The organism is Lacibacter sediminis, from assembly GCF_014168535.1.
Lineage (GTDB): Bacteria > Bacteroidota > Bacteroidia > Chitinophagales > Chitinophagaceae > Lacibacter > Lacibacter sediminis.
Genome location: NZ_CP060007.1, coordinates 4,335,937 through 4,358,950 on the forward strand (window position 1 = coordinate 4,335,937; position 23,014 = coordinate 4,358,950).

18 protein-coding genes are annotated in these 23,014 nt (G+C 39.7%); 3 read left to right on the top strand and 15 right to left on the bottom strand.

The window, feature by feature from the left end:
• Window positions 1-35: 35 nt before the first annotated feature.
• The 13 genes from H4075_RS18480 to H4075_RS18540 form a co-directional block, all read right to left on the bottom strand.
• Complete coding sequence (locus H4075_RS18480) at window positions 36-749, bottom strand: LolA family protein (RefSeq protein WP_255460229.1); 714 nt, start codon at window positions 747-749, stop codon at window positions 36-38.
• A 42-nt stretch (window positions 750-791) separates the two neighbouring features.
• Window positions 792-1,667 (bottom strand): ABC transporter permease, encoded by an 876-nt coding sequence (locus H4075_RS18485; RefSeq protein WP_182802302.1) that lies wholly within the window; start codon window positions 1,665-1,667, stop codon window positions 792-794.
• Complete coding sequence (locus H4075_RS18490) at window positions 1,645-2,580, bottom strand: ABC transporter ATP-binding protein (RefSeq protein WP_182802303.1); 936 nt, start codon at window positions 2,578-2,580, stop codon at window positions 1,645-1,647. Before H4075_RS18490 ends, H4075_RS18485 begins: the two co-directional genes overlap by 23 nt.
• A 56-nt stretch (window positions 2,581-2,636) precedes the next feature.
• Window positions 2,637-2,921, bottom strand: coding sequence for a winged helix-turn-helix domain-containing protein (locus tag H4075_RS18495; protein WP_182802304.1), 285 nt, complete (start codon window positions 2,919-2,921; stop codon window positions 2,637-2,639).
• The gene (locus tag H4075_RS18500) at window positions 2,914-3,570 is read right to left on the bottom strand and encodes a hypothetical protein (protein ID WP_182802305.1); all 657 of its coding nucleotides are present in this window, start codon (window positions 3,568-3,570) and stop codon (window positions 2,914-2,916) included. The genes H4075_RS18495 and H4075_RS18500 overlap by 8 nt, the downstream gene beginning before the upstream one ends.
• A gap of 2 nt (window positions 3,571-3,572) precedes the next feature.
• The gene (locus tag H4075_RS18505) at window positions 3,573-4,160 is read right to left on the bottom strand and encodes a hypothetical protein (protein WP_182802306.1); all 588 of its coding nucleotides are present in this window, start codon (window positions 4,158-4,160) and stop codon (window positions 3,573-3,575) included.
• A 64-nt stretch (window positions 4,161-4,224) separates the two neighbouring features.
• Entirely contained in the window at window positions 4,225-4,863 is a 639-nt protein-coding gene (locus tag H4075_RS18510; protein WP_182802307.1) for a hypothetical protein, read from the bottom strand.
• A 28-nt stretch (window positions 4,864-4,891) separates the two neighbouring features.
• On the bottom strand, window positions 4,892-5,191 hold the full coding sequence (locus H4075_RS18515; protein WP_182802308.1) for a 2TM domain-containing protein: 300 nt from the start codon (window positions 5,189-5,191) through the stop codon (window positions 4,892-4,894).
• 28 nt (window positions 5,192-5,219) lie between these two features.
• On the bottom strand, window positions 5,220-7,469 hold the full coding sequence (locus H4075_RS18520) for a TonB-dependent receptor (protein WP_182802309.1): 2,250 nt from the start codon (window positions 7,467-7,469) through the stop codon (window positions 5,220-5,222).
• Between the two features lie 130 nt (window positions 7,470-7,599).
• Window positions 7,600-10,734 (bottom strand): T9SS type A sorting domain-containing protein, encoded by a 3,135-nt coding sequence (locus H4075_RS18525; protein WP_182802310.1) that lies wholly within the window; start codon window positions 10,732-10,734, stop codon window positions 7,600-7,602.
• A 137-nt stretch (window positions 10,735-10,871) separates the two neighbouring features.
• On the bottom strand, window positions 10,872-11,351 hold the full coding sequence (locus H4075_RS18530) for a YcxB family protein (RefSeq protein ID WP_182802311.1): 480 nt from the start codon (window positions 11,349-11,351) through the stop codon (window positions 10,872-10,874).
• Between the two features lie 30 nt (window positions 11,352-11,381).
• The gene (locus tag H4075_RS18535; RefSeq protein ID WP_182802312.1) at window positions 11,382-12,740 is read right to left on the bottom strand and encodes an alkaline phosphatase D family protein; all 1,359 of its coding nucleotides are present in this window, start codon (window positions 12,738-12,740) and stop codon (window positions 11,382-11,384) included.
• 576 nt (window positions 12,741-13,316) lie between these two features.
• Entirely contained in the window at window positions 13,317-16,688 is a 3,372-nt protein-coding gene (locus H4075_RS18540; protein WP_182802313.1) for a vitamin B12-dependent ribonucleotide reductase, read from the bottom strand.
• Between the two features lie 421 nt (window positions 16,689-17,109).
• On the opposite strand from H4075_RS18540, the gene H4075_RS18545 reads away from it, so the two are divergent.
• The 3 genes from H4075_RS18545 (at window position 17,110) to H4075_RS18555 (ending at window position 20,873) form a co-directional block, all read left to right on the top strand.
• Window positions 17,110-17,865: a phosphoglycerol geranylgeranyltransferase gene (locus tag H4075_RS18545; protein ID WP_182802314.1), complete on the top strand. Its 756-nt coding sequence runs from the start codon at window positions 17,110-17,112 to the stop codon at window positions 17,863-17,865.
• Between the two features lie 221 nt (window positions 17,866-18,086).
• Complete coding sequence (locus tag H4075_RS18550) at window positions 18,087-19,313, top strand: M48 family metalloprotease (protein WP_182802315.1); 1,227 nt, start codon at window positions 18,087-18,089, stop codon at window positions 19,311-19,313.
• A 15-nt stretch (window positions 19,314-19,328) separates the two neighbouring features.
• The gene (locus H4075_RS18555; protein ID WP_182802316.1) at window positions 19,329-20,873 is read left to right on the top strand and encodes a DUF6770 family protein; all 1,545 of its coding nucleotides are present in this window, start codon (window positions 19,329-19,331) and stop codon (window positions 20,871-20,873) included.
• Between the two features lie 72 nt (window positions 20,874-20,945).
• Here the strand turns inward: H4075_RS18555 and H4075_RS18560 are convergent, their stop codons facing one another.
• Together H4075_RS18560 and H4075_RS18565 are read right to left on the bottom strand one after the other, a co-directional pair.
• The gene (locus H4075_RS18560; RefSeq protein WP_182802317.1) at window positions 20,946-22,232 is read right to left on the bottom strand and encodes a M28 family peptidase; all 1,287 of its coding nucleotides are present in this window, start codon (window positions 22,230-22,232) and stop codon (window positions 20,946-20,948) included.
• Between the two features lie 32 nt (window positions 22,233-22,264).
• Entirely contained in the window at window positions 22,265-23,002 is a 738-nt protein-coding gene (locus H4075_RS18565) for a LytR/AlgR family response regulator transcription factor (protein ID WP_182802318.1), read from the bottom strand.
• Window positions 23,003-23,014: the final 12 nt, after the last annotated feature.

Below are 23,014 nucleotides of genomic sequence, written 5' to 3' on the forward strand. Positions count from 1 at the left end.
ACAAGATAAAGGCAAGGCACAACAGCGTTGCCTTTTTATTTAAGCATTGCATCTGTTACACCTTTGTTGATGACATAAGAACTGTAGCTGATCTCTACTTTTCCTTTTTTATTTTTTGGCAATTCCGGTTTTTTACTGCCATCATCATACTCCAACGTAATACCTTTCGGAAGTTTATAATCTTTTGTATTGAATGAGAAGATCACTTTATCAGGCAGCCCCCACTCAGCATATTTGCCAAACTGCATTTCCATATCATAAGTGCCATTCTCTTTAGTTGTGGTACTTGATTTTCGAATGAGTAAATTCTTTTCATCGATATACATCGTCGTTAACACCACATCACTTGTTTCACTAAGTGGTAAAAGTTTAATAATACGTACTGCTGTACCTGCCACGGTTCCTGGTCCGGCATCGATGGCTGTATAACTATCGGTAAGTAATAACGAACTTACATTCACACTTACGCCGCCTTTTGGTAATAGAGAAACACCTCCATCACGTTTGATAGCGAATCTGTTTGGTTTCTTAAAGTACGATTTGATGTTGGCAATCGGTGCTTTGATGAACACTACATCGGTTTTCATTTTACCTGTAGCAATATAATCATTCACCTTATCCATCTTTGCTTTTACATTGCGGAGAAGTTCATCTGCCGTTTGCGCTTTTATTGATGAGGTAGGTAGCAAGAGAAAGGACGCAAGGACGATCTTACTGAATAACAGCATCAAATAAAATTTACTCTTCATAATCAATACAACATTAAACGTTAAATTTTAACCAGTCTATTATCAACTCAAGACATCTTTCCGGTTGAAAATATAGATAGCCGACCCTGTAAAGATGAAAATATGTAACAAAAGGATGCCTGCACTTCTTAAAACTGCAGGTAAATTTCGAATAGTGCCAGGAATAGACATGCCATCTGCATCCACTTTCATTTCAAAAAATCCTTTCCAACCGATCATATGCGAGGTAAAGAAAAAGTCTTTTACATTCTGAAACATTGGAATATCCAGTGTGGTAAGAATGGTAAATACAATGATCACACTCATGGTTGCAACAATTGGTCCAAGTGAATTCTCAGCAAATATGGAAAAGAAAAATCCAAGTGATGATACCGTGATGAGCGCTATTGCTGCATACCCAAAAGCACAGAGATAACGCCAGAAAATATCATTCCCGTTTAAAATGATGATCTCGTAACTTTTTGCATTCATCAACCCATCTGTTCCGAATATGGCCATGGACAAAAACAAACCGAGTACAGCGATCCAGATTAGCAGGATGATGGCATAGATAGCCGATGCAAGAAATTTACTCATCAGCAGTTTTGTACGGCTCACCGGTTTTGTGATCAGTAAACGAAGCGTTCCCATGTTTGCTTCACCCGCAATCATATCTGCGCTCACCAATGCCACGAGCAGTGGCACATGTATGAGCAATGTTTGTAAAATTACAAAGCAAACAAAATATCCATTTAACGGATTACCGATCACATCAAAATTGTCTTTCACATCTTTCAACACAAAATCCATGTACTTGGCTCCATCAACATAAATGGCCAGTTGTATCAACGACACAATTGCCCACACCGCAATAAACGCAATGTATGTGCGTGGACGTTTGAATACTTTGAACAACTCAATTTTTAAAAGGCTCCACATGTTGATTCGCTGTTGTGATCTTTAAAAAATAGTCTTCCAATGAATGCCTGGCAGTAATACCTAATACACTGATATTATTTTCAACCAACAGTTTTGTCAGCACCGGCACATCTTCTTTACGAAGTTTCAATTCAATACCGCCTATATCCACACCCATCAATTTATCAGCATAATTACTTTGCTTCAGCAATTGTTCGCAACGCACCTGGTCGTTTGTTTCGATATACACCACCGTATCATCCGGATGAAATAATTCTGCAACTGTTCCTTCCACCAATTTCTTTCCTTTGTCAATAATGAGCATGCGGTTAGCGATCTGTTCCACTTCACTTAGCAAGTGCGATGAAACAAGAATGGTTTTGTTCATTTTTTCACGCAGCATTAAAATCAAATTGCGCATATCAGCAATTCCTTGTGGATCTAACCCATTCGTTGGTTCATCTAACATGATCAATTGCGGATCATGCACCAATGCAACAGCAATACCTAAACGTTGTTTCATTCCTTGCGAAAATGTACGCACTTTGCTGTTTGCACGTTGCGCAAGTCCAACCAACTCCAGTTGATCCATGAAATTTGCTTTGCTGAGTTTCACGCCACTCATTTTTGCAAACAGTTGCAATGTTTCGTATGCCGTTAAATATTTGTAGAGATCAGGGCGTTCAATTACCGCACCTGTATTACGCAGAATTTCTTTGCGGTGTTTGTAGAGATCGTAACCGAAAATTTCAATGGAACCACTCGTGGGTGTAATAAGCGTAAGTAACATACGAATTGTGGTTGATTTGCCTGCGCCATTCTGCCCAAGAAAACCGTACACATCGCCTTTCTGTACAGTAAAAGAAAGATCGCTTACCGCTGTTATTTCGCTGAAAACCTTACTGAGTTGAGTGACCTTAATGACTGATTCCATAAATTTACTGCTGTAATAACACAGAAGTAAAGATAAGGTTGGAACGAACGGTAAACTTATTTTGGAAGATATGTTTGCAATGCTTTCACATAGGTTTCGAAAGCGGCAATTCCTGCCGGGGTAATCTTGCAGATCGTTTGCGGGTAATTGTCTTTGAACTGTTTGATCACATCCACGTAACCCGCTTCTTTTAATTTGCTGATCTGCACACTAAGGTTTCCGGCAGTAGAGCCCGTTTTCTCTCTGATAAACGTAAACTCAGCTTCCCTAACGCCAATAAGCAGACTCATAACGGCCAGCCGTAATTGCGAATGTAATATGGGGTCGAGTTCTTTAAACATGTTGTTGTTTTCCCTGCAGGTATTTCTTACGGATGATAATACCGGGTACAAGCCAGGCCAATGCTGCGGATACAGCCATTAATAAAAAATCAAATTTGGTGATGGTGAATGCGCTGATGATGGCACTCACCCAGCAAACAATACCACCAATGGTCATCAGTCTGAACTTTCGTGCAGCTCCTGTTACAATCGTTGGATAACCAAAAACAAACAGCAGGTAGGCAGAACCGTAAGTCCAGAAGTTAGGAATATCTGCTTTGCCGGTGATCTCACGATAATCGGATACGATTGGATTAAATGCATCGGCTGCTACATTATTGATAAAGTTTATCACAAACACACCAATACCAAAACAAAGCCAAACATATCCCATCACATCATCATCCCAACCTTTTGCTTTACGTTCACGACGTTCACGTATAGAAATAAATATTTGCGGAATGATGGCCAGCAATGCCAGTAGCCAGATATCAAAAGGCATCTTCCACCTGAAATGAATGATGCAGAATTGAACAAGGCTGCAGAAGGTGATCACTGCACCCCATAAGATTGGGCCAATACCGGTATCAACAAAATCACTTTTTGCCCGGTTGATCATTTGTTGAATGATCATTAAACTTTCCTGTTCCGTTAACGGTTTTTCCTGCATGATCAATGTTGTTTTTGAAAGCGTGAACGAAGTAAATAGCCGGGAACAATCCATGTGATGATAACAGCTACTGCTAAAAGCAAAAAAGAAAACTGATACGGAATAAATACCGACACCAATGCCAATATCCAGCAACTGATAGCACCAATACGCAATGCTGAAAATTTCAAAATAACCCCGGATAAAAAAGTAGGCATGCCATATAACATCAGGATAAGTGGATTAAACAACTGCGGTTGTCCACTACGTCCAATGATTATACCAACAAGGAAACCCATGATCACAAACACCAGCCAGACAAAACCAATGATTTCATCGGTGTAAGTACGCACCGTTGTACTTTTCTTTACACGGGAGAGATAGATCATCTGGTAAATAACTGTAGGGATGGTGAGCATCCACACATACATGAGATTCTTAAAGTTTCCAAAGAAATAAACAGATATAAAACTTGTTATGCTGCAAACAAGAATTACCCAACCCCACAGTAAATACAAATGACCGTTCTCGTTGAAACGGTTCTGTGCTTTGCTGATCATTGATTCAATGAGCTGCAAGCTGTCTTTAGCTGAGAAATCCTGTTGCTCCATGTATTATTGTTTAAACGTCAAAAATAAGGTAGTCCCGAAGTGTTTACTCCGGGACTAATACACATTATTTACACGCATTGTATGCCTGCTCATTTTGTTGCTTTCCCCAATTTGGGTGCAATGCTGATGCAGGTTTGAATGATTCAAAAAGTTTTGCAGCTTCTTCAAATACCGGTTTTGCTTTTGCACAACCGCCACCAAATTGCTCCGGCGTTCTGCTCACACCCTGCGCTTCCCACATATAAGGACGTGGATTGGTTGGATCAAGTTTTTTTGAAAGCGCTGTGTTTTCCTGGATGATAGCACCATACTGCATGTACCTGCTCATAGGATCAGCACTCATTTTTACTGTAGCGATCATTGCTTTTACCAAAGCGATCTCAGAATTATTTTTTTCAAACTCTTCTGCTTTGTTGATGAATACAGTTGCTTTATCAGCTAACGGATCGAATTGTTTTGGATCGTTTGTCATAAATGCATGCCACACCTGTGCAACTGCTGCATAATAAAACGGAAGCCATTGATTTTTTTCGGCATTGCCAATACGTTCAAATGCATTTACTACATCTAACATTGCGTCGGCGGTTTTTGCTTCGCCCATTGCCTGCATATTTTTTTGCATTGCACCGGTATAACGTTCGCTCTGCGCAATAGCCCCTGTAAAAAGATGAGCAAAGAAAACAGCAAGAAGTACTTGTTTCATTTTATTGTTGTTTAAAGATGAGTAAGGTTTATTGTTTGTTTTTTAGTTTTTCGTATTCACGTTCTACACTATTGCTTTTAGGATAAACATATGCACCAAAGTAATGTGATGCAATACCGATACCCCAGCCAAGCATTGGCCATACCGGCCAGGGAACGCCGCCACCGTAATGCTTTGCTCCATTAATTGACCATAAGATCCAGAAGAATGCATTGATCAGTAAATAAGTGATGAGATGTTGTTTGAACGATGCACGCTTTTGTGCAATCTCCCAAAGTTGTTTGTCTTTTTCTTCATTTGAATCGGGGATTCGTTGAAAGTTACTCATGTGATAAAGTTGAATGATGAATGATGATTTATAAATTATTGTTGATGGCATCATCAGTACGGTCTACACCAAAGCTGATAAATGCACCAATGAAAATAAACATACGTGATGGTGGAACTAACTCTGTTTTACGCTGGCCATTGTATGAATAGTTGTAACCATACACCTGCTTGATATTAAAAACATTGCTTACACTCAACACATACACAGCAAATGCTTTTGCATTCTTTTTACCAATTGAGGGCAGGTAGTTAACTGAAAAACTTACGTTATGATAATCAGGGATACGTCCTTTGTCAGCAAAGAAAGGTTTGCTTGTGTTTTGATCGTATTGAATGTTATAATAAGGACGACCACTTGCATAGTTGTAAGAAAAGTTGAGGTTCGATTTTAACTTGGTTACAAACTTCTTCACCACAAATGATCCGGTATGCTTTGCTGCAAAGTTTGGTGTAATGGCCGTTGGGAAGTTTAAAAAATCACGCTTCGTATTGAGGAATGAATACGAGATCCAGTAATCCAGATTATTTACAGTTTTCTTATCTCTCCAGAATAATTCAAATCCACTTGCATCACCGAAGCCATTGTTGCTGCTGCCAAGTTCACGGCCATTGATGTTTGATGTCTTTATCAGATTATCATACTGCTTATAAAATGCTTCCACACGGAAGGTTGTAAGACTTGTTGTTTTCTGGTATTGGGCAATGTAGTGTGTTGCCTTCATGAATGTAAGCGGTGCAATCGTTGGCTGGTAACGCAACTCAGGGTTCTGATAAAAAATTCCATACGCTAATGAAGCCTGGCTCTCTTTACCCAGCTTATAAGCCAATGATACACGTGGTGCAAGATTTGTTTTATCAAGCAAAGCAGAATACTCAGCTCTTGCACCAAATTTTGCTGCCAGCTTATTGGTTAAATAAACATCCTGCTCAGCAAAAAGAGAATAAACATTCTCGATCAAACGTGTTCTGAATTTTGAACCATTAAACGCAGTAAACAAACTTTTATCATCACTATGATTATACTCAACCCCAAAACGTAATGCATTCAATGCCCTGAATTTCTTTTCCAATACCAAACGCCCATTGGCATAAAAACCTTTGCTGTTTATCTCAAATTGTTTGAACTCAAGACCAGTCAGCACCACATCATTTTTATCTTCGTCCTGCATACCAAAACGGATATCATCTTTATTGGTTGATACAGATACCCCTGCCTGCAGTTTCCATTTATTCTTTAAACTTTCTTTCCACGATAAGTTATGATACATGTTTCCGTTGCTTAAGCCAAAACGATCTTTATAACCCAAAGAATCAAGACTGTTTTGTGTAAAGCCCAAACTGTTGGTGAGATAAAAACCATAATACTTCAATATTCCGTTCTTTGAAGTTTTGATGCGGAAGTTGGCATCAATGTTATGTGAGTTGGGCGCTTTTGAATAATCCTGCTGTTGTTTGATGACTGCAAATGCCGCCGTTAGGTTCGAGTAGTTATAATTCACACCCCATGATGCAGTTTTTTCTTTATTGAGTTTTTGAAATCCTGCTCCAATTCCTAATACAGAAAGATTCAACGTTGCAGAAGACTGTTCAGGAAGATCAATTGATTCTAAAATTAATGCTGATGATAATGCCTGACCATACAATGCACTGTAGCCACCCGTGCTGAAAACGGTTCCTTTAAAAATAAATGGTGAGAACCGGCCACGTTGTGCAATACCGGGAACACTACTAAAGAAAAAATTGTTGACCAATGTTCCATCAATAAATGTTTTTGTTTCGGCAGCTGTACCACCACGCACAAACAATCCTTCACTCTCGCCCACCTGTTGTGCACCGGGTAACGTTTTTAATGCGCCGGTAATATCGGCATTAGCGCTGGCTGTTGTTACAATATCAATGGATGATAATACAGCTGCTACCCGCTTACGATCACTGGCTTCAAATGCACCGGCAGTAATTACTACTGCACTCATTTCAGTTACTTCTTCTTTTAACTGAACAGGTAATTGAAGATCGCCGCCTTTTAATTCAACCGGCAACTCCACAGTTTTAAAGCCGATAGCAGTAATGATGATGACCTGGCTTCCTTTATCGGTGGTCTTAAACCGGAAACGACCAACCGAGTCAGCAGTGGCACCGTCGTAAGAATCTTTAATGGCAATAGATGCGCCGGCTACAGGTTTCTTTTTGTTATCGAGCACGGTGCCACTGATGGTGGTTTGCCCAAAAGCAAGTTGGGCGATGATAAGGCTGATGAGTAAGGTGAATGCTTTCATTTCTTATAAATAGATCACAAACATAGACTAGTTTATTTTATAAACCAAATATTTTAAGCAACATTTTTTAGGGGGTAGCAACAAAAAATGCCCTCACTATCTGAGGGCATTTCCAGTTATTTCTTTTGCTTTACTTCGCTTTTAAGATTAGTTGAGCGCTTTTCAGTTGACCGCTTCTCACTTCCAGGATATAGTTACCTGCTGGCAATTGAGGGAGGTTATTTAACTGAATAGCATTCGTTCCTTTAAACACTGACCTGATAGTATTATATACAATTCGTCCATGTTGATCGAACAAGCGGATATAGGCATCTTCGCTTACCTCAACTGTAGCCTGTATGTTTATTACCTGGTCAAATGGATTAGGTGATGCAATTACTTTGGTGGAACTATTACTATATAACTTGATAACCATACTGTAGCTGGATTTACCATCTTCATCCACCATCTTCAATCGATAATAATTAAAAGCTGCCAAAGGCGATGCATCAACAAATTGATAAGCCGTTTCAGCAACTGAGTTTCCCATTGCTTTTACAGAACCAATGGAAAGAAAATTAATGCCGTCGCCACTTCTCTCAATCAGGTAATGACTTGCATTGATCTCAGTAGCTGTCCGCCAATTCAAATGTGACTGTGCGTTTATTAAACGGCCGTTAAATGAAAGTAACTGAACAGGCAATGTGCCAGAAACTGTAATTGATGCAGTTGCTACAGATAAACAACCTGAACCTGATAATTTATCGGCAACAACTTCAATATTATATACACCCGGTGAAGTGAATGTTTGTGTAGTGATTGTTTCGGCACCGCCATTTCCAAATTCTGATGTTGCATAACTTGATCCACTGACTGCATCTTCAACAACATATAATACTCCTGATTGCGTATTTGAAACAGTATAGGTAACTGTTTGCCCAACGGAGATCGATGATGTTGTTGGACTTATCAATGGTGTTGTTGGAGCAGAACAGGAAACAGTAGTAGTGGAACCACATGCTGTATTTAATGTACTGTTTGTTGCTTGTGCACCAACCGTTAATACACCGCCTGCATACAAGGGGTTAGATGCCAGCACAGTTACTGTCCATGCTGATTGAGCTGTGAGTGCCACCGATCCAATCAATCCTCCATCCTGGTATAAATAAACTGTACCTGTAAACGGACCGGTGATCGATCCTGATACAGATGCATTCCCTTCTGTGTATGATCCGGTGATAGTTGGGCAAACAGTGGTCGCAACTCTTGCTGTTGCAGATGAAGAGTTAGCACTAACAGAACAAGTTCCGTTTTGTGCTGTTGCGTAATAGGTTGCTCCGTTTACCAATGCTGTAACAGTTACAGACCATGTACCATTCGCCTGCACAGTGGTTGTACCAAGCAATGTTGGTGTAGTATTATAAAACCGGATAGTTGTACCTGCTGGTTCAGACGATGTTCCGGTAACAGTTGTTGTACCGCCGGTTAAATTACCTTGGATATCTGTAGTTATAACAGGTGCTGCTGTAAAGCATGATGCGGTAATTGTTGCTGCTGTACTTACACATTGTCCGCTTGCCTGCTGACGAACAGTAATTACATCACCAGTTTGAAATGTTTGATTGGAGAAACTATACGCACTGCCAGAAGCTGTTGTTGATGCAACAATAAATCCGTTCACCAGTAAACGTACTGTTGCACCTGTTACTGCCGTTCCACTGATGGTTGAACCCGGGTAGAGAATTGTTTGCGTAATTGTTGGCGCTGCTGTTTGTGTAAGTGTTAAGCAACTAAACGCAGGTGCTGATTCGCATTTACCTGATTCAATTACGGTAAATGCATAACTGGCCGATGTCATATCATTGGCTCCGCCTGTACAGGCAGCGTTTGGTCCACCGTTATTTGTGCTGTTATATTCCCAAATGGTACCTGAAGGATCGGTTGTTTGATTATAGGTAATTTTAAATGTTGTTGTTGCATCATCTGCCAATAAAATAAGGTTGCCACCCGCTGCAATTGTATATAATTTGATTCTTGCATTAGCAGGCTTTGTTCCCTGTATGCCTTTATTGGTAATACAACTAATGGCCGTTGTTATATTAGTTGAGATATTAGCCGGAGAGCATGATGTTACAGCAACACTATTACTTGTTAAGCACATACTCTCAACAGTTGATTGGGCTTTTGCAGTAATGATGTCTCCACTGGCTACACTTGCAATAATATAAGTCCACGGGCTTCCGCTTGTTGCAGTTGTTGTGCCGGCAAGTACGCCATTTTTGTAAACCGAGATTGTGGCTGTTGAAGGTTTTGTTGCATCAAGTCTTGTCCATGTTCCTGTAATATTTACATTTGATCCCGATGCAATATCTGTATTTACAGCTGGCGCAGCTGTACATGCATCCGAAGGACCAGAGCCGCCTGAGGTGAGATCATTCAATGTAAAGCTCGGCGTATTCTCGCCTAAAAATTCCCAGGCATCTGTTGTGCTGGTAAAATTATCATCATTCAAACCATAAATATCAGAACGTGTTCCCTGAAATGCTGATCCGGGATTTGTATTGGTTGAAATAACCATACGGATTGGTGTTGATGCTGTAATACCTAATGCCGACATGGGTACAAAAAAATCATAGAAATAATCTGCATTACCTGATTCACGACTCAGTGCAACAGAGATCAATTGATTGGTTGCAAGAGAATAAGTGTTGCTTGCAGTTGGGTTTACAATACCATCCACATTATAAATAGCCACACGCCCATTTGTACCTGTTTCGAGTGCCACTTCCAGTTCAAAACCAGGGTTACCATTTCCGCTGTTTGTTGGAGCCACATAATTGGGATCAGCAGCAGAACCCGATGCGCCAAGCTTCAGATCAGTATCAATTAAGATATTATATGCCTTTGCACCGCTAACAATACTGCCAATACGCAAACGGAACAAAAGATTTGTTCCATCATTGTAAATATAGCAGCCGCTGTTATCAACGGTTTTCACAATATCGGAATAACCACCATCAGGTCCTGTAGCAAGGTCACCTGTTGGTTCAATCATAACCGGCTTAATAATCTTATACAATATTTCACTTTGAGTAATATCGCTTGTAGTAAAGCCTGCGGAGGTTGCAGAACTAAAAAAATCCTGGTTTGGATTGAGAACGACCGGACCCGTTGCACCAGCTGGACGAACGATTAATCCGGGAGATTGGGCATAACTTACATAGGCATGAAGCAAAAAAATAAAGGGCAACATCAGCCCTTTAAAATACCGGGATATGGATTTCATTTTAAAGGTTTTACTCAGGTAATGAATATGCGTAAAATTAAGTAGTAGCCTTTAATTGCTATGTAGTAGAATCTATAATCTGAGTATAGAGGGTTTTATTTTACAGTTGTCAATTAAAACAAGGAAAAACAAACAAGTTACTTATGCCCTATTTTTTCACGAAGCAATGTTCTTGCATTGTGAGTTCCTTCTTCTTCCGTAAAAGCATCTTTAGGAATTAAGAAGAATGAACGTTCATCGATATAAAGATGAAAGAAGTTAGGCGTTTCAATAAAGTATTTAAAAGCACTATAGCTCCAGTTCTTACTGCCATTAGGGTTTTCGATATGCATGTAAGTATCAAGGAAAGTAAGGTTAAACGAATCCCTGAATGTTTTTGCACGGCTGTAAACTGTAAATGGCAGGATGAACCAGAACGACACCATTAGTGAAAACCATAAGAACGAACTAAGAAGAAATGCAACGGGCGCTATTTTTTTCCAGAAGAACATACCGGCCGCAAACAGTGCAAACACATTTACCAGTATAATAAGTATGCGTATTTCTTTTTTAGAAATAAAATGATAACGTAATGCCTGGATCACTTTTTTTCGATCGTACCGGAAAGAAATCTTCATACTTGCCTGTTTTATTCGTTCAATTAATTTTTATCGTTGGTATTTCAATTCACTTTCAGTTACACTCCACTGGCCAAGCTTATCACCCTTCACACCAAAAAATTCAACCGTGAGTTTGCGTTGGCCTCTTGCACCGGTGAAATTAAATTTACCATAGTTCTGTTTTTCATCGATTCCAAAAACCCGGTAAGGGTTATTTGCTTCAGCTGCACCAAACTTATGTGTACCTGCCGTTAAAGGCGATACTGTTACATCATACAAAGGATACGCACCCTGTCTATTTACTTTGATCACTTCTGTATGATGACGATCACCACTCATAAACAACACACCGGGAATTTTATTCACTTGCAAAAAACTCATCAGCTCTTCATACTCCGCAGGGCAATCCAGTAATTTATCAAAAGGCGAAACAGGATTTAACACCTGGCTGCCATTTGCAATGATTTTGAATGGAGCACGACTGAACAGCAACGAATTTTTCAGCCATTGCAGTTGTTGCTTACCCCACATTAACTTATCAGGATTTGGTTTCCCATCAATAGAATCTTTCATATTGTCTGCACTTCTCCACCAGCGGTCATCCATCATAAAAATATCTACATCGCCATAACTGATCATCGAGTAGATACCTTCACCATTCATTCCATAGGTTGTGTTTAACCAATAGTTGGTAAATACATCACGTGAAGTTTTCTTCAGAATATAATTTGTACCAATATCATTCGGGCCATAATCATGATCATCCCACATAGCATAATGCGAAGTTGACTTCAGAAAGTTTTGGAGCACAGGAACAGAACGGTCATGACTGGCCCTGTTCCATAAACCCCATTCGTCGTAATAGTCCACGTCACGTGTATACCAGTTATCGCCCATCCAAAGCATAAAAGCAACTTTTTCCTTTGCCATACTTTCAAAAATGGAAGAATCGCCACCATAAGGTTTTCCCGGACGATCAACTGCAGGTTCATTGATGTAAGCGCAGGAACCTGTCAGGAAAGAAAAATCAGGAGCAGGTTTGCGCCATTGCCATAATTCTTTTGTGGTGAATGTGCCAATTGCTTTTGTTGGTTTAGCAATCACTTTCTGATTAATATGGAATTGGTATTCGTAGGTTGTATTCAGCTCCAACCCAACAACATTAAATACAACCGGTGAAAACCAGTCATCACGGTTGGTCTTTTTCTGAATTGATTTATAAGAATTGAGATCGCCTTTTTTCCAGTACTGCAACACAACATCGCTACCGGGTTTTACTTCGATCCACAATTTTGCTGTGCGTAATTCAACGGGACCGAGCATGGGACCACTTACCAATTGTGCATGCGCAGTAATGGAAAGAAAAAGAAATACCAGGAGCAGTGTCCGGCAAAATAAGCTTCTCATAATTGTAAGTATAAGTAATCCCGTTTTCGGGAGCTGCAATGTAAATAAAGTTTACATGCCAAGCCCGTGCATGCGGCTGATTCCTGTTATATGCACATTAATTTTCAATAGATGGAGTGATTGACAGACTAAATGTGTCTTTTCGGAATGAACCAGAAAGGCAAAAAAATACCCCCGTTTTAGCGGGGGTATAAAAAGTTATCTGACACGCATACATTTGCGATAGGATCCATGTGCGGCTTCATAGGGCGTCAGGGATCTGCTGCAGCTACTCAGATAAAAGATACTTAACAGCAATACAGTATAAGCGATTGCTCTTTTCATTGGTACGGATTTAATACATTTTAAAAATAGGTCTTTCGACAACATAACAACGAAAATCGGGCCATTGAATTTTACAAACTAAGTGTATCCCTTAGAAAAAGTTTTAAACCAGAACATCTACTTTGTATTGTTACGTATCCTGTTTCGGCATTTACGCAATTTTTCCCCGTATCAGTAAAAATAAAAACGCTCCGGAGAACCGGAGCGTTTGTTATAGGAACCTCTGTTGAGATTTGTTGTTGAGCGATTGCATTAACTGCAACCCATACTGTTACCACAGTTCAAACATTTGTAACAGGTACCACTCCTGATGGTGATGTGTCCGCAAGTATTACAGGCAGGTGCATCGCTTTGCATACTCTTCGCTGCTGCATTCACTGCATCAAGACCATTATCCATCTTCACAGGATTTGCAGCAACACGTTGTGCCTTCTGCACCTGTGGTGTAGTTGGTACTGATCCGACCACTCTTACATCACTTAGTTCCGGAGTTTTTTTTTCGTATTCCAACCCTGTCGGCACATCATCCCAATCATCCATACCTGTATTGTTGATCTCAGGTTTATCCAATACATGAACAAGATCAGTACGTCCTAAGTATTCATAAGCCAGGCAACGGAATACAAAGTCAACAATTGAAGTGGTTGATTTAATATTCGGATGATCTACCATGCCGCTTGGTTCAAACTTGGTAAACACAAACTTCTCTGCATATTCTTCTAACGGAACACCATATTGTAAACCAACAGAAATAGCAATGGCAAAACTGTTCATCAAACCTTTCAACGTGCTACCTTCTTTTGCCAGATCAACAAAGATTTCTCCTAATGTACCATCACTGTATTCACCTGTACGTAAGAAAATAGCCTGGCCATTGATCTTCGCTTTTTGCGTAAAGCCACGACGTTTAGCAGGTAATGTTCTGCGTTCAACAATGCGTGCAAGTTGACGTTTCAGTTTTGTATCAGGTGAAGCCTGTACACGTTTGTTCAATTCTTCCAGCAGTTCTTCTACTGTAAGCTTGGCCATGTCAACAATATTGCTTTCGGCTATTGCGGCTATTTCTTCTGCTGCAGTTTCAGTTGATTCTTTTTTCTTCTTGTCGCTTCCTTTTGTACTTAACGGTTGCGAAAGTTTAGAACCATCACGATACAATGCACATGCTTTTAAACCGAGCTTCCAGCTTTCATAATAAGCATCAGCAATTTCTTCAACTGTTGCTTCATTTGGCAGGTTGATGGTTTTTGAAATAGCACCACTCAGGAATGGTTGTGCAGCACCCATCATTTTAATATGACCGCTATGATGAATATAACGTTGCCCTTTCTTACCGCATCTGTTTGCACAATCAAATACCGGATAGTGTTCCAGTTTTAAGAATGGAGCACCTTCAACCGTCATTGTACCGCAGATATAATCATTTGCTTCAGCGATCTGTTCATCAGTAAAGCCTAAAGCTTCTAATAAACTCCATTCAAAATCGTTATATTGATCCGGAGTAAAACCAAGACGTTGCAAACATTCTTCGCCCAATGCATATTTGTTGAATACAAATCCAATTTCAAATGCACTTGCAAGTGATGCTTCGATCTTCTTGATCTCTTCAGCAATAAATCCTTTTTCGCTGAGGCTTTGAGGATTTACATGCGGTGCACCATTCAATGAAGCTGATCCTACTGCATATTTTACAATCGCTTCACTTTCTCTTTCAGTATAACCGAGCTTTTTCAAAGCTGCCGGTACAGATTGGTTGATGATCTTGAAATAACCACCACCGCTTAATTTTTTAAATTTCACCAAAGCGAAATCAGGTTCAACGCCGGTTGTATCGCAATCCATCACCAACCCAATTGTTCCTGTTGGAGCAATAACCGTTGTTTGTGCATTACGATAACCATATTTCTCTCCCATTTCTACTGCATCGTCCCAGCTCTTGCAGGCACTTGTGAGTAAATAATCAGGACAGTATTGTGCTTTAATACCTAATGGTTTAATGCTTAATCCTACATATGCTTCTTCAGCATCGTAAGCAGCTGCACGGTGGTTACGCATTACACGCAACATATCTTCTGCGTTCTCTTCGTAACGTGGGAACGCACCGAGGAAGGAAGCCATCTCTGCAGATGTTTTGTAAGAGATGCCCGTCATGATTGCTGTTAATGCACCGGCAATACCACGTGCTTCTTCACTATCGTAAGGAATACCCATTACCATCAGCATTGAACCGAGGTTGGCATAACCCAAACCGAGTGTGCGGTAATCGTATGAAAGTTGTGCAACATCTTTTGAAGGGAACTGTGCCATTAACACAGAAATTTCCAACACTGCTGTCCACAAACGACAAACGTATTCAAACCCTTGTACATCGAAGGTTTGTGTTTCTTCATCAAACAAACGACGAAGATTTACCGAAGCGAGATTACAGGCAGTATTATCAAGGAACATATATTCACTGCAAGGATTGGATGCGTTGATGCGTCCGCCTTTTGGTGATGTATGCCATTCGTTAATTGTTGTATCGTACTGTGTACCCGGATCAGCACAACGCCATGCAGCATAAGCGATCTGGTTCCACACTTCCTGTGAAGGAATTTTTTTCATTGTACGACCATCAGTACGTGCTTTCAATTCCCAATCTTCACCCTTCTCTAATTTCTCAAAGAATTCGTTTGGTATACGTACAGAGTTGTTTGAGTTTTGTCCACTCACTGTGCGGTAAGCTTCACCTTCGTAATCAGATGCATAACCTGCATTGATCAAAGCACCTACTTTCTTTTCTTCTTCAACTTTCCAGTTGATGAAGTCCATGATCTCAGGATGATCTAAATCGAGACAAACCATCTTTGCAGCTCTGCGTGTTGTACCACCACTTTTGATAGCACCTGCAGCACGGTCGCCTATTTTCAGGAAACTCATCAAACCACTTGATGTACCACCGCCGCTGAGTTTCTCACCTTCGCCACGAATAGTAGAAAAGTTTGTACCTACACCGGAACCATATTTAAAAATTCTTGCTTCACGCACCCAGAGATCCATCAAACCACCTTCATTCACCAGATCATCACTCACACTGAGGATGAAGCAGGCATGTGGTTGAGGACGTTCGTATGCAGAAGTTGATTTCTTTAATTCGCCATCGTTCGCATCAACAAAGTAGTGACCTTGTGGCTTTCCTTTGATGCCATAACTTTCATACAAACCCGAATTAAACCATTGCGGACTGTTAGGCACGCACACCTGGTTTAAAATACTATACACTAACTCTTCATAAAATACCTGTGCATCTTGCTCAGTTGCAAAATAGCCGTAACGCTCACCCCACACCCGCCAGCAATTGGCCATACGATGTGCCACCTGCTTAGAAGAAGTTTCACGACCCAATGAACCATCAGGTTGTGGTACACCCGCCTTACGAAAATATTTTTGCGCCAAAATATCTGTTGCGATCTGACTCCAATGACTCGGCACCTCCACATTATTCATCTCAAACACAACTTCTCCGGATGGATTGCGAATCACAGAAGTACGGTAATCATACTCAAACAGGTCGAAGGGAGTAACTCCTTCTTTTGTGAACCGGCGGCTGAACTTCAGCCCCTGATCTTGTTTCTTTTTGCTGGCCATTTTGATCTGTAAGTTTTGTGGGTTAGTTAGTGGTTGGGTTAAGAAATCGTTAAACGATAGACTACGAAAATATTTTTTCAAACGATACACCCAAAGTCATAGATATGCACAGACTGTGGAAATCAGCCGCAAATGCAATACCAACGTGTGTTTGCCTGTGGATACTGAGTTTTCAACCCCCTGTTTTAAAAAATGAGCAAAAAAAACTTGGCTGTTTCCAAATATTTCCCTTTGGCCTGCTGCCATTGCATTTGAGGGCACGAATACCCGAAAATGAAACTAACGCTGGCATCTAAACGCAGAAAAATGTGCTCCTGCTGATATCAGAATTTAACCTAATATCTGCCCTGTGAGATAAAAAGAACTGAATATGAAAAAGATGGACATTTTTTTGCATTTTTGCAGGAATAGGATTCACTGAATGAAGCAACACATCTATAAAGAATTACAGGAGCGAAAACAGAAAGGGCAAAAATCATTTGCTGTTTTAATTGATCCTGATAAAGTTGATCCACCCGCCATTGAACAGTTGGTAAAGCTTTCTGTGGATGCAGGTGTAGATTATTTTCTTGTAGGTGGAAGTTTGGTTATCTCCAATCAACTGGATGAAGTAGTGCAGCAGATAAAAGCTGCCTGCGATATTCCGGTGATACTTTTTCCCGGTAGTCCTTCACAGATCAGTAAATACGCTGATGGGTTGTTATATCTTTCATTGATCTCGGGACGTAATCCTGAATTATTGATCGGTCAGCATGTGATCTCTGCACCGTTTGTGAAACAAAGCGGACTTGAAATTATTTCAACAGCTTATATGGTAGTTGATGGTGGTGCGCCCACAACTGTTTCATATATCAGCAATGCGGCTCCTCTCCCATCTGATAAAAATGAGATTGCTATGTGTACTGCAATGGCCGGTGAAATGCTGGGCATGAAAGTAGTTTACATGGATGCAGGCAGTGGTGCCAAGCGACCTATCAGCGAAAGCATGATCCAGGCAGTAGCACAACAAATTGAAGCTCCTCTCATTATCGGTGGTGGTATTACCGATCCTGAAAAAGCATACCGCAACTGTAAAGCGGGTGCTGATGTAATTGTAATTGGCAATGCTATTGAGAAAAACGCCACACTTATTAAAGAAATGGCCGCAGCTATACATAGTGTGCCTGTAAAAGCATAAAAATCCCTTCATAGGTATTATTTTTACCGGGTATTAAATTCCTTGTTAAGCAGGAACCACAACCCAGTATGCTTTTGAAAACCATTGTCCACACTTTCTTATTGTTATTGTTCTGCTCATTGCTATCAGCACAGCAAAATCCTTTTTATAATTTTCAAACGGATGACACGATTCTGAAAAAGAATTGGGTACAATCCGTTCGCCTTGTAAAAACATCATGGTTGTCGAAAGTTACACCATCGCTAAGAAAGGATTACGAAGAGATCTATAAAACACATTTCGGGCAGATTGAAAAAACAATTAACAGCAAAAGTCCGCTAACTGCAAAAGAACCTCATCAATACCTGCAACAGGTACTTGGTAAGATCATTAAAGCAAATCCTGTTTTAAAAGCTGATGAACTAAGAATATTTTTTACACGTGACTGGTGGCCGAATGCATACAGTATGGGTGATGGATCTATAGCCATTAATGCGGGACTTGTGATACATATGCATAACGAAGCAGAACTCGCATTTGTGTTGTGTCATGAATTAGCTCATTATCACAAATCACACACGCTGCAGTCTGTCGACAACTACGTTACCGTTACCAATAGTTCAGAATTTCAAAAGAAATTAAAAGAACTTTCGAAAAAAGAATATAGTGTAAATGCAGAACTTGAAAAACTCAGTCTCAATTTAATATTCAACAGCAGGCATCATAGCCGTAGTAAAGAAACAGAAGCTGATTTGCAGGCTTTCAGTTTTTTCAAGAATACCGGGTACGATGCAAACGGTATTGTATCGTTACTGCAATTACTTGATACGGTTGATAAAGCCACTGTTTTCACAAAGCTCAATGTGCAAACAATGCTCAACTTTGAAAGCTATCCGTTTAAAAAGAAATGGATACAGGAAGAGTCAGCTATTTTCAGTAAAATAAATACACAGACTACCGAAGAAAAAGCGAAAGAAATAGATTCCTTCAAAACACATCCTGATTGCACTGTTCGTATTGCTGCATTGAAAGACTCAGTTGCTTCCCAATCAGCAGGTAACTCTTTCCTGGTTGATGAAAACTATTTCCAAAAACTGAAAGAAGAACTGATGCTTGAAATGATTGAGCATACGTATCAATCGGGTAATGTAAGCCGCAATATTTATTACAACCTGCTTCTGTTACAACAGCAAAAATATACAAATCTTGCTGCTTATTTAATTGCCAGAGATCTGAATAAACTCTACGAACAACAGAAAAATCACAAAGCAGGTTTATTACTTGATACGGAAAACAAATTCTATTCAGACGATTACAACCAACTTCTCAGATTGCTTAACCGTATACGACTTGATGAGATGGCGCAACTGACACGATCGTTTTGTAACCGCTATTTATCCCCCTTAAAAGAATATCAGCCTGTAGCAGAACAACTAAACATAGCCGAAAAAAACAATAATCAACATTAAAACAAAACCACAGAAATGAAAAAACTAACAGTTTTATTTATGCTTATGAGCTTCTTTGCAAGCACACAAGCACAAAAATTAAGCATCGCAAATATCCAGAAATCAAGTGTTCTCCGCAACTCAGATGCTATTAAAGAAGGCAGTGAAGTTAAAGGCTATTACTTTTTTTACGTAAGTGATAAGATCGATCGTAACACAAACGAGTATACGTTACAGATCATGGACCAGAGCCTTAATAAATTAAAGGAAGTGAAGTTCCAGGATTCAAAAAATGTTATTATTCTCGAATCGTCTTTCAACGGAACCGATCTTGTTTTTTTATTTTATAACTCCGATGACAATATCTTAAGTTATCAGGTTTATGGGGCCGATGGCACAAAGAAATACTACTACACAAAAAGTATTACAAAAAAAGACGAAGCTTTTCTAGCTATATCTTTACATATGAATGATGAAGACAGTAATTTCAAAGGCCTTTATCCTGTTGAAGGAAAAGGGTTCATCTCAAACATGCCAAGCAGGGACAATAAGGATTTTACTTTTCAAATCAGCTATATAGGGAGTGATTCAAAAAAACAGTGGAGTTATGTTCCTGCAATAGATGGCAAAATGTTTTTAGGCGATTACCTGGGCACTTTTAACAACGTGGTTTATATTGAAATGTTGAAATTTTCCGGTATGCTTGATCGCAATCCCGACTCATTTATTCTTGGATTATCACTCGAAAATGGCAAACTACTATTTCAAAAATCCACCAACGAAGGAAAATATAATTTTTTTCCTATCAGCATGTCTGTCTTAAATGATGGCAAAGCTTATGTGTATGGAGAGTATTTTAATAAGGGCGGAAATGTAATGAAAGACAAATCGCAGGGATTTGCGTTTATTGGTATTGATGATAAAGGGAAAACATTAACTGAAAAATATTCCTCTTGGGCTCTTGACCTTGGCAAACAACTTGGCGCAAACGGAAATGGCAAAATTGATAACCTGGGCTATATGTACCTCCACAGTATGGTACAGGCTGATGATGGCAGTATTTATGCTATTGGTGAGGGATATAAAAAAGCAGCAAGTGCACTTGGTATTACTGCTCAGGTATTAAGTGGCGGCAGATCGGGTATGAGTACAGTTAAGCTCAAAGTAACGGATATGGTAATGATCAAGTTTGATAAAGATTTTACAGTAAAAGAAGCGTCCATTTATGAGAAAAATGATAATGATATTCTATTAGGTTCCGGCGATGAATTTGTCAGCACTCAAATGTTAGGAAAACAGTTGAAGTTTTCAAACGCTTTTGACTATGCTTACACACAAGTAAATAAAGACCATAGCTCTTTTTCAATTTGCTACAGCGACTATGAACGTGGTAAAAATTACAAAGGAGCAACGTTCAATTCTATAACATACAGCGATGGCAAACTTACGCAGGATAAGATCCAGACAAAATCAGATGCCACACGATCAATTGTATTACCTGCCCGTCAGGGACAAGTGTTGATCATGGATTATTATAAAAAAGATAAGAAGCTTGATCTGCATTTTGAAAAGCTAAATTAAATTTCAACTATTGATCAGAAAATAAAAAAGGAGCAATGCTCCTTTTTTTATTTATCTCAAAGTTTTCGGATATTATCTCAGTTCTTCCACTTTCACTCTCGTTGGTGAATCTTTTCCCGCTACAATACTTCTAGCGCTTAATGCAATGGACTTAATGATCATGGCCATATTATCCATATCCAGCGTTTCCACTTCATCAGATACTTTGTGATAATTGGGTTCGCTATCCATTTTTGAAGTTGAGATGGTGTGCGCAGGCACGCCTAAACGTGCCAGGGTTGCATTATCGGAACGATAGAATAAATTCTGATCGGTATATGGATCTGGATGAAATGTGAATCCGGTTCCTTCAAGGTTCTTCTGCATAATGGCACCCATATCAGTTTTTTCATAACCGGTGATGTATGCTGAGTTTTTACCCCACTTACTTTCTGTACCGATCATTTCAATGTTAAACATGGCAGCAACTTTTGCAGGATCAAATTGCTTGGAAAAATACTGTGCACCGTAACCACCCGATTCTTCTGCAGTAAATGCAGCAAAGATGATGGTACGTTCATTATTATTTAATGCTTTGTAATACTTCGCCAGCATAATAACAGCAGTTGTTCCTGCCGCATCATCATTGGCACCATTAAAGATCGAATCACCATCAACAGGTTTGCCAATACCGATATGATCATAGTGACCTGAAAAGATCACATATTCATCTTTCTTACTCTTCCCTGGAATTATACCAACTACGTTCGACAGTTTCTGTTCAGTAATTTCATGTTGTGCTTCAATACTGTAAGTTGATGGATCGACGGTAGTCAACACAAAGACAACATTGTTCTTCATTGGGAACATGCCACGTTTAAATCCAGTCAGCCTTCCAAAGTTCTTACTGTAAGAAGTATCAACCAGCACTACATAATTTTTTCCTGAACGGATATATTTCTGCGCTTCAGTAAACAGATTTACACCTGCCGAAAGTTTTACTTTCTCATAACCGGATTTCTCATTGATTGTTAAACTACCACTGGTTGTTATAACAACAACATTCTTTGCATCTACTGCTTGCTGATCAAAGCTGCAGGTTAATCCCTTAAATCGTGGAGTAAGAATTGTAAACTCCTGGCGGTAGGTACCGCTGTTGTTCCATGATTCCAAACCGGCAGCTTTAAATTCTGCAGCAATAAAATCAGCAGCTTTATCGATCTCCGGAGAAAACACACGACGTCCTTTCATTTCATCTGATGCAAGTACTCGTTCAATGCGTTCAACTTCTTTCGCATTGATAATGTTCTCAACTTTCGTTTGTGCAAATAAAAACGTGGCTACTGTAAGCAATAACCACGTTGCAAAAATTTTCTTCATTCGATAAGGTATTACAATAAAAGATTTACGATTTATAAGCTCATCATTTCTTTAAACTTCACGGCTTGTCGGCGACTCACTTCTATTTTATCACCACCATGAATTTCCAATAATAACCCGCCATTGAAATAAGGTTCTACTTTTTCGATCATGCGCAGGTTCACAATATGCTTGCGGTTGGCACGGAAAAATATCTTCTCGTCCAAACGTTCTTCCAATGCATTCAATGATTTTAAAATGAGTGGTTTGTTTGGGCCGAAATAAACCTTTGCATAGTTGCCCACACTTTCAAACAAACGGATATCGCTCAGCTTTACAAACCAGCAACGTTCACCATCTTTTACAAAAACCTGGTCGTTCTCACTCAGCATGCTGCGGTTCACCGATATCGGTTCACCATCAACTGTTGTTTCTTTGTCATCTTCATCCAGCTTATGCAATGCATCAGCAAGACGCTTGGGTTCAATCGGCTTCAACAAATAATCCAATGCGTTCACTTCAAAAGCACGCAATGCATATTCATCATAAGCGGTGGTAAAGATCACTTCGGGTGTGCGGTCAAGTTCGCTCAACAGATCAAATCCAGTTTTACCCGGCATCTGGATATCAAGAAAAATAAGATCAGGATTCAATGCTTCGATCTTCTGTAAACCTTCATCTACATTCGATGCTTCATCGATCACCTCTATATCCGGAAATTCGGTCAATAATTTTTTCAGTTCATTCCTGGCCAAACGTTCATCATCAATAATGATAGCTCTTTTGTTCATGGCTCGTTATTT

Bases quoted from the DNA above. Each gene is read 5' to 3' on its own strand.
- H4075_RS18480 (WP_255460229.1), bottom strand. From the start codon at position 749: ATGAAGAGTAAATTTTATTTGATGCTGTTATTCAGTAAGATCGTCCTT.
- H4075_RS18485 (WP_182802302.1), bottom strand. From the start codon at position 1,667: ATGTGGAGCCTTTTAAAAATTGAGTTGTTCAAAGTATTCAAACGTCCA.
- H4075_RS18490 (WP_182802303.1), bottom strand. From the start codon at position 2,580: ATGGAATCAGTCATTAAGGTCACTCAACTCAGTAAGGTTTTCAGCGAA.
- H4075_RS18495 (WP_182802304.1), bottom strand. From the start codon at position 2,921: ATGTTTAAAGAACTCGACCCCATATTACATTCGCAATTACGGCTGGCC.
- H4075_RS18500 (WP_182802305.1), bottom strand. From the start codon at position 3,570: ATGCAGGAAAAACCGTTAACGGAACAGGAAAGTTTAATGATCATTCAA.
- H4075_RS18505 (WP_182802306.1), bottom strand. From the start codon at position 4,160: ATGGAGCAACAGGATTTCTCAGCTAAAGACAGCTTGCAGCTCATTGAA.
- H4075_RS18510 (WP_182802307.1), bottom strand. From the start codon at position 4,863: ATGAAACAAGTACTTCTTGCTGTTTTCTTTGCTCATCTTTTTACAGGG.
- H4075_RS18515 (WP_182802308.1), bottom strand. From the start codon at position 5,191: ATGAGTAACTTTCAACGAATCCCCGATTCAAATGAAGAAAAAGACAAA.
- H4075_RS18520 (WP_182802309.1), bottom strand. From the start codon at position 7,469: ATGAAAGCATTCACCTTACTCATCAGCCTTATCATCGCCCAACTTGCT.
- H4075_RS18525 (WP_182802310.1), bottom strand. From the start codon at position 10,734: ATGAAATCCATATCCCGGTATTTTAAAGGGCTGATGTTGCCCTTTATT.
- H4075_RS18530 (WP_182802311.1), bottom strand. From the start codon at position 11,351: ATGAAGATTTCTTTCCGGTACGATCGAAAAAAAGTGATCCAGGCATTA.
- H4075_RS18535 (WP_182802312.1), bottom strand. From the start codon at position 12,740: ATGAGAAGCTTATTTTGCCGGACACTGCTCCTGGTATTTCTTTTTCTT.
- H4075_RS18540 (WP_182802313.1), bottom strand. From the start codon at position 16,688: ATGGCCAGCAAAAAGAAACAAGATCAGGGGCTGAAGTTCAGCCGCCGG.
- H4075_RS18545 (WP_182802314.1), top strand. From the start codon at position 17,110: ATGAAGCAACACATCTATAAAGAATTACAGGAGCGAAAACAGAAAGGG.
- H4075_RS18555 (WP_182802316.1), top strand. From the start codon at position 19,329: ATGAAAAAACTAACAGTTTTATTTATGCTTATGAGCTTCTTTGCAAGC.
- H4075_RS18560 (WP_182802317.1), bottom strand. From the start codon at position 22,232: ATGAAGAAAATTTTTGCAACGTGGTTATTGCTTACAGTAGCCACGTTT.
- H4075_RS18565 (WP_182802318.1), bottom strand. From the start codon at position 23,002: ATGAACAAAAGAGCTATCATTATTGATGATGAACGTTTGGCCAGGAAT.